Origin of the sequence: Acidaminobacter sp., assembly GCF_030247605.1 — a bacterium.
Taxonomy (GTDB): Bacteria; Bacillota; Clostridia; order Peptostreptococcales; family Acidaminobacteraceae; genus Acidaminobacter.
Genome location: NZ_JAOTSB010000031.1, coordinates 23,769 through 34,763, shown reverse-complemented (window position 1 = coordinate 34,763; position 10,995 = coordinate 23,769). Strand labels below are relative to the sequence as shown.

General features: G+C 51.3%; 10 protein-coding genes and 1 tRNA gene. 6 read left to right on the top strand and 5 right to left on the bottom strand.

Annotated elements, in window-relative coordinates:
- Positions 1-86: 86 nt before the first annotated feature.
- From OEL90_RS12445 to OEL90_RS12435, 3 genes are all read right to left on the bottom strand, one after another.
- Positions 87-482 (bottom strand): recombinase family protein, encoded by a 396-nt coding sequence (locus tag OEL90_RS12445; RefSeq protein WP_300688997.1) that lies wholly within the window; start codon positions 480-482, stop codon positions 87-89.
- A 50-nt stretch (positions 483-532) separates the two neighbouring features.
- Entirely contained in the window at positions 533-853 is a 321-nt protein-coding gene (locus OEL90_RS12440) for a recombinase family protein (protein ID WP_300688993.1), read from the bottom strand.
- Between the two features lie 92 nt (positions 854-945).
- A tRNA-Ala gene (locus OEL90_RS12435) sits at positions 946-1,020 on the bottom strand.
- 241 nt (positions 1,021-1,261) lie between these two features.
- Between OEL90_RS12435 and OEL90_RS12430 the strand changes: the two genes are divergently transcribed.
- From OEL90_RS12430 to OEL90_RS12420, 3 genes are all read left to right on the top strand, one after another.
- The gene (locus OEL90_RS12430; RefSeq protein WP_300688990.1) at positions 1,262-2,248 is read left to right on the top strand and encodes a hypothetical protein; all 987 of its coding nucleotides are present in this window, start codon (positions 1,262-1,264) and stop codon (positions 2,246-2,248) included.
- A gap of 236 nt (positions 2,249-2,484) precedes the next feature.
- The gene (locus tag OEL90_RS12425; protein ID WP_300688987.1) at positions 2,485-3,531 is read left to right on the top strand and encodes a CorA family divalent cation transporter; all 1,047 of its coding nucleotides are present in this window, start codon (positions 2,485-2,487) and stop codon (positions 3,529-3,531) included.
- Positions 3,528-4,208 (top strand): hypothetical protein, encoded by a 681-nt coding sequence (locus OEL90_RS12420; RefSeq protein WP_300688984.1) that lies wholly within the window; start codon positions 3,528-3,530, stop codon positions 4,206-4,208. Before OEL90_RS12425 ends, OEL90_RS12420 begins: the two co-directional genes overlap by 4 nt.
- A 97-nt stretch (positions 4,209-4,305) precedes the next feature.
- On the opposite strand, the gene OEL90_RS12415 is transcribed toward OEL90_RS12420, so the two are convergent.
- Together OEL90_RS12415 and OEL90_RS12410 are read right to left on the bottom strand one after the other, a co-directional pair.
- Positions 4,306-5,070, bottom strand: a complete 765-nt coding sequence (locus tag OEL90_RS12415; RefSeq protein WP_300688982.1) for a hypothetical protein — start codon at positions 5,068-5,070, stop codon at positions 4,306-4,308.
- Between the two features lie 53 nt (positions 5,071-5,123).
- Entirely contained in the window at positions 5,124-6,728 is a 1,605-nt protein-coding gene (locus OEL90_RS12410) for a hypothetical protein (RefSeq protein ID WP_300688980.1), read from the bottom strand.
- A 200-nt stretch (positions 6,729-6,928) separates the two neighbouring features.
- On the opposite strand from OEL90_RS12410, the gene pepF reads away from it, so the two are divergent.
- The 3 genes from pepF (at position 6,929) to OEL90_RS12395 (ending at position 10,965) form a co-directional block, all read left to right on the top strand.
- Positions 6,929-8,725: an oligoendopeptidase F gene (pepF, locus tag OEL90_RS12405; protein WP_291402638.1), complete on the top strand. Its 1,797-nt coding sequence runs from the start codon at positions 6,929-6,931 to the stop codon at positions 8,723-8,725.
- 215 nt (positions 8,726-8,940) lie between these two features.
- Positions 8,941-9,816: a hypothetical protein gene (locus OEL90_RS12400; RefSeq protein WP_291402636.1), complete on the top strand. Its 876-nt coding sequence runs from the start codon at positions 8,941-8,943 to the stop codon at positions 9,814-9,816.
- A gap of 414 nt (positions 9,817-10,230) precedes the next feature.
- Positions 10,231-10,965, top strand: a complete 735-nt coding sequence (locus OEL90_RS12395) for a hypothetical protein (RefSeq protein WP_300688976.1) — start codon at positions 10,231-10,233, stop codon at positions 10,963-10,965.
- The last annotated feature ends 30 nt before the right edge of the window (positions 10,966-10,995 follow it).

Sequence of the window (10,995 nt, the reverse complement as noted above, 5' to 3'; positions counted from 1 at the left end):
AAGATAATGTCAGGACGGTGATGAGGTATTTAGGAATCCCTGAAGACCTATTTATTCGAGGAGCAGTTTGATTTAAAAGCCTCAAATTAAATCCTTAATAAGCAAACCAATTTCAGCGGAATATGAGTTATAAGCTGCTCGGATTTTGAATTTGACAGATAGAGCTTCTCAATTTCAAAATAGACATCAACATTAAGATGCTTTAACTCACGATAACACTTCAACAGATCCAAAATGCCCCTACCGAATCTGCTGATTGATTTGGTCAGAATCAGATCGATTTTACCTTGCCGGCAGTCTGACATTAATAGCTGAAATTGACTTCTTTTAGCGATATTTCTGCCAGTGTCCTGATCTGCATAAACGCCAGTTAATATCCAATTCTCATGTTCATGGATATAGGTTTCATAATATGCTTTTTGCATCGTTAAGCTGGTTTGTTGTTCATCATGCTTTGTACTCACACGACAATAAGCGGCCACACGCTTATACTCTCGCCTTTTACTTGGCAAGATGACTCTGTGGATTGATTTCATTTTGAATAAGACTTTCTGATTTCCTGAACCCGATCATATAATTCGCGATCAATGATAGCAGGGTAATCGTCATCTCCCACGTAACGTTCATAGGATAGGATATTGGCAATTGTTTGAGTGCCCCATTTGGGTTTGTTATAAGGTGAGGGGATACCATGTGACTCAAGCTTTTCCGCAATATTCCTGATGCTGAATCCTTCTGTATAGTATTCGAATAATAGCTTTACGACTAAAGCTTGAGCTTGGTGGATTTCAATCTGATTGGCAGGACCCCGGTTGTAGCCGAATGCGATTCGCTTTTGATATTTATCGGACATATAAAGTCAGCTCCTTATAATAGCGGGTAAAAAAATGGACAGATTCTTGGTAGAATACAAAATCATTCTACCAGAAATCTGTCCACTTATCTTGGTGGAGGTAAGGGGATTTGAACCCCTGACTTTCACGCTGCCAGCGTGACACTCTCCCGCTGAGTTATACCCCCAAGTCTGCCTAAAACTTATTTTACCAAGATCACAGGATCTGTCAACGGGTATTTTCAAATGCTTTAAGATTTTTTTCGAATTCCTTTTTTTTCGAAAACCTTTTTTTCGAAAACGGCTCATCAATTCAGTAGATTTGTCACAGCCTCAAACTCAGCGTATAATGGTGCTAAGTGATTATGAGCAGATTCTGACCTTCAACAAACAGGAATAGAATCAGCGCAAAAATAAGGAGGCGAGTCCATGGAAGTTCAAAAAAACCCCGCCCGACCTACAACCGATAAAAACCGTCGACTTAGAAAGAGACGAACCTCGAGCCCACTAATCCCAACCTTACTTATTCTGCTGATCACACTAGCTGTGACAGTGACGGGCTGCCAAAAACCAGAGACGCCTGCTGAACCGGTTGAGCCTTTGCCGCCGGTGGTGGTTGAGGAACCATCGGCGGAAGAAGTTCCTGAAGTGCCGGAAGTTCAGCCGGTGCACGAGCCAAAAGACAATCCTCAGTTTGGATATGGCGACGAGCAGGGGATTTTTGCACTGCTGTTAAGTGATCCGAAAACCGTTAATCCTGAAAGCTATACCCACCTGTCACTGCCGGGTGGCGCAGTGACGGAGATCAAGTATGAGGGCATTCAGCCGCCGGGTCCCAATGATACCGTCATGGACATCTCCTCAAACTTCAAGCAGCGCTACGGCGCGGTTTATAGGCTTGCTGGAGGCAAGATTCCCGAAAACGACAGCGTCACCCTGATGACGGCCCCCTTTGTGTCCGCAAGGACCTTCCACAACCTGACAAAGGTGGGAACGCCAAGTACGGACCAGGCACTTCTGAAAAAGATTGAAGCCGAAAAAAAGATGGTCATGAAACACTTCTGGCATCTGTATGACGCGGAAAATGGCGCCGGGATTTATCTGGCCCAGTTCGAACCCCAGGCGGATCAGGCCATGCTGACGCTGGTGCTGCGAGATCAAGAGGATGCCCTCTGGTACGCCTATTTTCCTGCGAATTATGTCAAGGAGCTGGATCTCTATAGCTGGCGCGTGGATGATGGCGGTGAAGTCCATCCTGAGAGCTTTATAGTAGGGTGGCTGGCGGATTTTGGTTCGACACCGGAGCTGGCGCTTTATTGGCGCGGCGCGGAAGGTGAGGTTCTGTACTGGTTCCGCGGGGACAATGGGGGGCTCATTAAGAACCTTGAAGGGTACAGATACTGGGGCGCCTACTGATGCGACTGAAAAGTTTCGCCCTGCGTTGTTGCCGCGTCGGAGCGCTTGCTCACTTACGCTTGAGTAAGCTTCGCAGCACGCTCCTCCTAGCGCCTAGCATTGCTCGCTTTTGAGCCGCATCACTTACAACGTGGAAAAAGACCTACTGATGTGGCTGAAAAGCTTCGCACAGCGCAGCTTTCGCGTCAGAGCGCTTGCTCACCTATAAGAAAATAACCCTAAAATGAGGGATGACCATGGAAAAACTCAACCGCAGCTTTATCAACGAAAGCGAGCATCAAGGCGAGGTCTATTACAGAGGCTATCATAAGGGCCAGTGGCGCCTGCTCCCCGAGGACGCGCCCCTGGATGATGTCAATTGGATCGATGTTCGCGGGCAGATTTCAGAGCATGATTGGTCGTCCATCGCGGCCCAGCTGGGATTGCAGCTGGATGTTTTGCTGGATAAAGTGGAAAGCGGCCAGCATTCCCAGTATTTCTTTGACCACCAGAGCGAGGGGATTATCGCCCGGGTGCTGATGCTGGATGAGCCTAAGTTCAGCGGTGTCGATGTGCCCGCCCCGGCGGAAGAAGCTGACCTGCCGGAACGCCTCAAGAAAGCCAAAATTCACCTCTCAACCGGCCAGCTGACCCTGATTCAAACCAAAGAAGCCATCCTGACCATGACCGACAACGCGGACGCCTTGGTGAACCACGTGCTCAAGCGTTACCGCGAAGAGGATGAGACCATGGATCCGGAGTACTTTGTCTATTTATTGCTGGACAGCATCATTGATGAGTATTATCATGTCATGATGGAGATGGAAGCCCGCTACGAGCTCCTGGAGGACATGATTCTGACCAAGCGGATGACCGACCGCCTCAGCGACCTGCACTACTTCAGGAAGACGCTGTTCACCATCAGAAACGCGGCCAATAACCTCCACGATGCCCTTGAAAACCGGATGATGGACCGCCAGGAATCCCAGTCGGTCTATATGCGCGAGCTCTACGAGCACCTTAGGAGTATTGAGGACTATGCCCTGTATTTTCGCGAGGGCATCACCAGCTTGATCGAAATTATGCTGACCATGAACGACAACAGACTGAATGAAATCATGACCACGTTGACCGTCTTCGCGTCCATTTTTATCCCCCTGACCTTCCTGACCGGCGTCTATGGGATGAACTTTGAGTTCATGCCCGAGCTCAAGATGGCCTTCGCCTATCCGCTGTTCTGGGTGATTACCATCGCGCTGACCCTCTATATGATTCGCTATTTTAAAAGGAGATCCTGGCTTTGATTCCAAATTACGTCGATTTTAAAGCAAAAAATCAAAAAGCTAATTTTAGCCGATGGTCACCCAACCCCCACCATCGCCTCCCATTGCTGCTTGTTTTGATCGTCACCATCGGGCTGATCTTTGCGGGCTGCGGGCAGAGTGGGGTGGCAGAGACAGAGGCGGCTGAAGTACCCGTGGAAGCGCCTTCGGAAGCGGCGAAAGCGGAGATCTCTGAAGCGTCTGGGCTTACCGAACTCAAACCGGAGGCTGAACCCAGCCAGGCCATTGAAGATATGGCCATCCAGGTCTTTGCCATTGAGGCCTCGCTGGGAGAAAATTATTACCAGCATGTCAAGGTTGACCTCAATGAGGACGGCGCTGCTGAAACCCTTGTTTGGCTCTATGGCGCCAATTTCACCACGTCAAAGGGCGACGCCCTGATGATCCTGAAATCCGATGGCACGCTCCTCCAAGCCTTTCACACAGTGCATGTACCCATTACGCTGAGCGGCGAAAAAGCAGGGCAGTACCGTTCTTTTTACATGTACAGTGAAAATGGGAAATACGCCAGATTTGACTTTGGCATCCAGTACCCAGAGGTCATGGAGATGGCTTTTGAGGTGGATTATGAGGCGGTGGAAGGCACGGAAATCTTCCAGGGACTTGGTGGGGATGCTGCGCATCCCATCCTGTTTTAAGGTGTGGAAACTCGGTGTCAGACACCGAGTTTCATCCCGAGTTTCTTCCAAATCAAAAAGGTGCCAGCGGCTTCGGCCGCAGGCACCTTTTTCCTTATCACAACAACTCAAAGGGTCTCGAATACAATGGAATTCTGGTATTGCGCAGGGGTTGACGCAGGGTGAGCTGCTTGGCGATCGCGGGCAGGATCCCGGCAAAGGCATTCATAATCATAGGCGTCCTGTTAAGAAAGCTCTCGGCCTGATCCACTTGGGACAAGTCTTCCTCCGGAATGTCCGAAACGCCCCTCAGGATCAGGACTGGCACATGATTGTGGTGGCAGACCAGCGCGACGGCGGCGGATTCCCAGTCGGCGACATCGGCATCATGAGCCAGCAAGGTCTTTCTAACGGTAAAATCAATATCCTGATCTGCCGTGGCTACCGTGCCGCTGACTAGACCCAGGGGCTCCAACACCTCCCTGATCCAGTGGTTGTCAATATGGACATCATAGGCGTCGTAGAAAAAATCATTGGTGTCGCAGAGGCGGTCAATACAGTCATACTGCGCTGCTCTGCCTGCATACATCAGGCCGCCAACCCCGGGTCTTCCGGTGACACCGCCACAGGTCCCCATCATGACATGCAGGTCAGGCTTGTGAGCTGAAAGGGCATGCTGACAGGCCGCGCCGGCCACGGTTTTGGAGGGTCCGCCTTGAAACAGAATAAGGTCGACACCCTCCAGGGTCATGCTGTGATAGTGTGAGAACGGCCCCAAAGCCTCGGGCACCAGTGACGATACGGCATCAATCGCGGTTTCCAGCGCGTGCCATTCCGTGCGGCAGCCGACCTGAACGGTGATAGTTTTCCTGGCAGCAGACATGTTGTCGCCTCCTTGCGGGGGTAAGTTTTATCGAGGTTGTTTGTTGCACCTGCCTAAGGCAGCAGCCGCGCCCGGACATCCACCTCAGGAAAGGCCAGCCCATACCGGACATCCACAAACATATCATAGGCCTGGGCCTCAGACAACGTCTTTGGCAGCAGCATGGCCAGAATATAATCTTCTCCCAGGCTGAAGCGCTGGCTCAAGTCTACCTGAACTGTGGATGGCAGGTCCATGTATTGCTTGGCCTGCTCAATGAGAATGGCTTCAAGCTTGTCCGCGGCCGCGCCGCTGGGATCCCCTAAAAATTCGTCCAGTGTCACCCGCTCGCCGGTGGTCAGATCAAAGACGGCTGGTTCATTATAGTTGACGTTGACCTCGGTCTCCGGATCAAAGGAGGAGGCAGCCAGCTGAAAGCTTGCCCAGCGGTCGTTGGCGAACTCAAGGTAGAATCCCAGGTTGTAGGACGCCTTGGGATTCTGCCCCCAGGCGACTTTCTCTTTAAGCTCTTCCATAGTGGCATTCAAATTGCCTTCCAGAGCCGCCATGACCTGGGGATCTTCAAAGCCAAACAGCTCCGGGCGGGACTCGTAGAACGTCGGGTGCTTGTAATTGTATATAGCTTTAATGCCCTTAGGGGAATCAAACCCAAAGCGCCTGAAGTTCTGCACCGCGTCGACATAGGCGTACTCTGAGGCGTCGGAGCCGTCCGGAAGGTCTATGACCTTCGAGGCGAGCTCAGCGAGGCCGCTGTCAGGTGCCCTTTCAATAGCGCCCTTAAGCAGGTCCTCAAATTCCGGATTCAGTGTGTTGGTCTCATAGTTGAAGGGGCCGCTTCCCATGGTGCCGGAAAACAGCATGCTGTAGGACCATCTCAGCAGCGGCTCTAGGTAGACGGTCTGGTAGGGCGAGGCCGACGCTTCAAGCGCTTCCTCCACCTTCAGCGTGTAATCGACAAAGGCGTTGTACGGCAGGAGTCCCGTTTGGTACGACTCCGTCAGGAAACCGTAATAGGAAGAGGAGAGGCTGAAGTAGGTTTTGAAACCATCGGCCAAAGCACTGAGCTTTGAAAGGCGGTCAAAATCGAAGCCCGGCCCCACGTACTCGCCGTACTCGACCATGCGCATGTAGCTCTGGTCCAGGACCTCGAAGTACCTGCGCAGCGCCGGATCCTCAATATCCTTGATCTTGGCGGCATCCCACTGGCGCTCGAACAGGGTGTTATAGACGTCAAACAGAGGGCTCCCCATGTCGCCGTCTTCGCTGTACAGCGCCCGCGACAGCACGCTGGTCTTGTATTTGGCGTGATCGAACCAGCGGGAGGTGAGCCTGTCTTTCGCCTGCTCGTCCTCGGCAGCCTCCAGGGCCTTAAGCCAAGCTGCCGTGACCACGTCGAGCTCTGCGTCTTCGGCCATCAGGTTGTAAAGCGCTTCTTCAAGTACAGTATCTGCCGATGGTTCCGGTGCCTCCACCTCAACCTCCTCCGGGGGCGTCGCCTTACAGGCCCCCAGCAGCGCCGAGATGCTCAGGATCAGAAGGATCAGCAGACTGGACAGCAGACGACTGCCTGACCGGCTGGAGGATTTGAACTGGTTGAAGGGTTGAAGCGGGCCTGAACGGCCAAAATGTCTCAATGAGCCCAATAGTCGCTGTATCATAATCTCACAGTTTCCTTTCGTTAAAAAAGATAAAGATCTAAAGTTACTATACCACTCGAAACTTAAGAAAGTCTCAAAAATTGGCATCATTTTGTTTCGCAGGACCTCAAGCAAGGTATACACTAACATACAGAAAAATTTTCAAGACAGTAACCCTGGGAATCCCCGGAGGGACTGGAATTGGAAGGAGACGAAAGATTGTGAATACATTGTCTGAACGACAAGACATCCCGGTGGAGCACCGGTGGGCCATACGGGAAATGTACCCGGATGTGGAGGCCTGGGAGCAGGAATTTTCAGGGACGCGTGAGCTGATAGAAGCGCTGGCCGCTTTTAAGGGCAAGACCGGCAAATCCGCGGACACCCTCAGGGGCGCTATTGACGCGGAACTGGCGCTGTCCAGAAGAATCTCCAATTTGTATACCTTCGCGAAGATGCAGCTGGATGAAGACACCCGGATTGGCGAGCACCAGGCGCTGGTGTCCAGGATGGAATCCCTGTCCGTGGCGGCCCAGGAAGCGGGGGCGTTTTTGGTGCCGGAAATTATGGCGATTGATAAAGCCATCATGAACCTGTACATGGGCGCTGGCCCTCTGGCGGAGTATAAACAATACCTGGATAACATTTTACGGTTTAAGGCACATACCCTTTCTGAAAAAGAAGAGGCGCTCCTCGCTATGGCGGGTGATCTGGCTTCTGCGCCCAGCACCGTGTTTGAGATGCTGAACGCGGCGGACATGAAGTTCCCAGTCGTCGAGGATGCTGAGGGGAACAAGATTCAGCTCACCCATGGCAATTTCATTCCTACTATGGAGAGTCAGGACCGCACCCTTCGTCAAAATACCTTCAAGGCCTACTATCAGTGCTATCAGGATCACATTTTCACCATGGCGAGCCTGATTCAGGCGGAGGTCAAGAAAAACCAGTTTTTCGCCAGGGCGAGAAACTTTAAGAGCGCACGAGAGGCGGCGCTCTTTGAGAATCATGTGCCGGTGAAGGTGTATGACCAGCTGATTGAGGCCATTCACAGGAATCTGCCAAAGCTTCACCAGTATATTTCGGTTCGCAAGCGGATTCTGGGACTTGAAGAAATGCACATGTACGACCTCTATGTGCCGCTGATTCCTTCGGTGACGAAGAAGATGGATTACTCAGAGGCCAAGGCACAGGTGATTGAAAGCCTGGAGCCCCTTGGAGCGGAGTATGTGGAGACGGTAAGGTCTGCCTTTGACCAGGGCTGGATTGACGTTTATGAGAATGCTGGCAAGCGCGGCGGCGCCTATTCCTGGGGGACTTATGACTCGAAGCCGTACATTCTGCTGAATTACCAGGGGACCCTCGACAGCGTGTTTACGCTCACCCATGAGATGGGGCACTCGATGCATAGTTATATGACTCACCATCGGCAGCCATATCTTTATGGGCACTACAGCATTTTCCTGGCGGAAGTGGCGTCGACTACGAACGAGGCGCTCCTCAACGATTATCTCCTGAAGCGCGTGAAGGACAAGGCTGAGCGGCTGCACCTGCTGAACCACTATCTGGACCAGTTCCGGACCACAGTGTTCCGGCAGGCCATGTTCGCGGAGTTTGAGCGTGAGATCCACGGGGCAGTGGAGGCGGGCGGCGCGATAACTGCCGATGGTCTGAAGGCCCTCTACCGCAGCCTGAACGAAAAGTATTACGGGCCGGACGTGGTCATTGATGACGAGATTGCCATTGAGTGGGCGCGGATCCCGCATTTCTACTACAACTTCTACGTCTTCCAGTATGCCACGGGCTTCTCGGCGGCGATCGCGCTGTCGAAGGCGATCCTAGACAAGGAGCCAGGGGCGGCGGCGCGTTACCTGGAGTTTTTGGGTGCGGGGCGCAGTGCGTACCCTATTGAGATTTTGAAGCGCGCGGGGGCGGACATGGCTTCCGGGGTGCCGGTGGATCAGGCGCTGGAGCGGTTTAGTGAGCTGGTGGAGGAGTTTGATCGGTTGACGAGGGAATAGCTCTTGAAGAGGGAATAGCCCCTTGAAAAGGTAGGAAGGCTGATGGCACTGGTGCGCCATCGGCCTTCCTTTTTTGGAAGACGTCGGTGTCAGCGGCTAGTATCTATCAATCCCCTCTTTCGAAATGAAGTGAAACAAAATTTGAATTACTTTCAATCCCTTAACCCTTTTTTAATCCTTTTAGGGTATTATGATGGAGTAAGGGAGGTGTTCGGTTGCGTACGAAAAAATTAATTCATTTGCTTGGGATGATTTTATCAGCGGTTGTTTTCCTTGGAGGATGCGCCGCTCAAAATAATGAAGCAGCAAAGAAAGCGCCGGAGGGTTCTGCCGAAGGCTCAACAGTTGGCATATTGGCAGAAGAGGCGGCTCAGGACGCGGCTGATCAGGCGGAAGTGGCGGCTGAGGGCGAAGTGGTTCAGAGCATGATGGCCGCAGACGCAGAAAATTTGACGGGTGGTGAACCTGCATACAGAATGGCGGGGGAGTCCCAGGCGGCGGGTTATGGACAAAAGGAAGCGTGGATTCGATCTGAAAAGGCTGAGGTGAGGTACCCAATCATTGAAGGCCTAGGCGATCTTGAGCTTCAAAATGAGATCAATGACGCGATTTTTTCAGCGGTTAATGGCTATGTAGTCTCGGCGAACGATGATGGGGATCAGGTCACTCTGGATTATGAGATCACGCGAATGGATAATGAGATCCTGTCTGTGGTGGTCAGAGGACTGCAGCCTCATGAGAAGAGCACTTATGATGTCATGTTTTCTGTAAATCTCGTTGCGGGCACGTCCAGGGAGATTAACGCATCGACTTTGTTCCTGAATGATGAGGTGTCGAAGAAGGCGCTCACAGCGCTGCTTCAAGGTGCGGATGAAACTTTTGCGAGTGAATTCGGACCTTGGCTTGGTATTTATTTTGAAGCGGAGAATCTCAACTTTTTCTATTTGGAAAACGACAAAGCAGCGGTGTACAATGTGATCTCTGTCCCACTGGAAGAACTAATGCCGTATTTCAAAGAAATGCCTTGGAAAGCTGATGACGCAGAAGTTGAGGCTGAAGTGACAGAAGGTAAAGTGGAATTAAAACCATAGAAGCTTAGTTGAAACAGACCTTATGGGTAACAGACCTGGTGGGTCTGTTTTTTTGTTTTTGAAATGAAAATTAAGAGCAGCAAGGACTCGACCGCTAATCATTGGGATCGGGATCAATGTTACAAAAATATTACGAAGCTCTGGTACCAAAGTTGACTGAGTGACAGGCACTCAATCAACTTTGGGGACAGGCACTCAATCAACTTTGGGGACAGACACTCAATCAACTTTGGGGACAGGCACTCAATCAACTTTGGGGACAGACACTCAATCAACTTTGGGGACAGACACTCAATCAATTTTAGGGACAGACACCTAACCTTTAATTTGTATTTCGTATTAATAATATCGTTGACAAAGTATTAATTTGGTGACAAAATATAATTGAAAAGACACCGAAAGGCAGGTGAGACCATGTCAAAGAGCATCATCAGCTTAGTATTGTCTAACGCGACGGTTTCCAAGGTGGACAGAGAATGCGCGCGAACGGGGAAGAGCCGTTCTCAGCTCATTGATGACCTGCTGGCAAGGCATTATGGGATAGATCTTCCATCGATTCGTTTTTCGGAAATTGTGGGGATGTTGAACGAACGCATGGCTATGCTCCATACGGTTTCTGTCCTCCAGGATGTTGCAGACAACGCTGTTGAATTTCGCACTGCCCTGACCTACCGCTATCAACCCAAAATTTTGTTTCAGATTCAGTTCAGCATGACGGAGCAGTGGCTGACGGCGACGCTCAGGATCTCGACGAGGACGACTTCATCGGCTCTGCTGTCGCTGCTTAAGGACTTTTTCATGCGGCTGGACAACATGGAAGTTCTGAAACTGCACATGGCTCGGCGAGAGGGGATGGCGAAATCACCACTTCCTGAGGCAATGACTGTCGAGTCGTGGGGAAGGGTCAAATCAATGCCATCTGATTTGGGCCGAGCGCCGGTAACGGCCTTCGACGGCACCCGGTTCATCCGCCAATACCGCTTCAACGCGCTGGAAACCACCAGCGAAGAGGTGGCGGACCTGTTGCTCAACACTTGTAAATGGATCAACCGGTCGCTTAATCTCTACTTTGGAAGAGAGGAAGGCGGGCCAGGCTTTGAGCCATCTCTGGAAAAACTCTATTTTGAATTAATGAAAGCCAACCGTTAGAATCTCAAACATGTAAATATAAATGAGGTG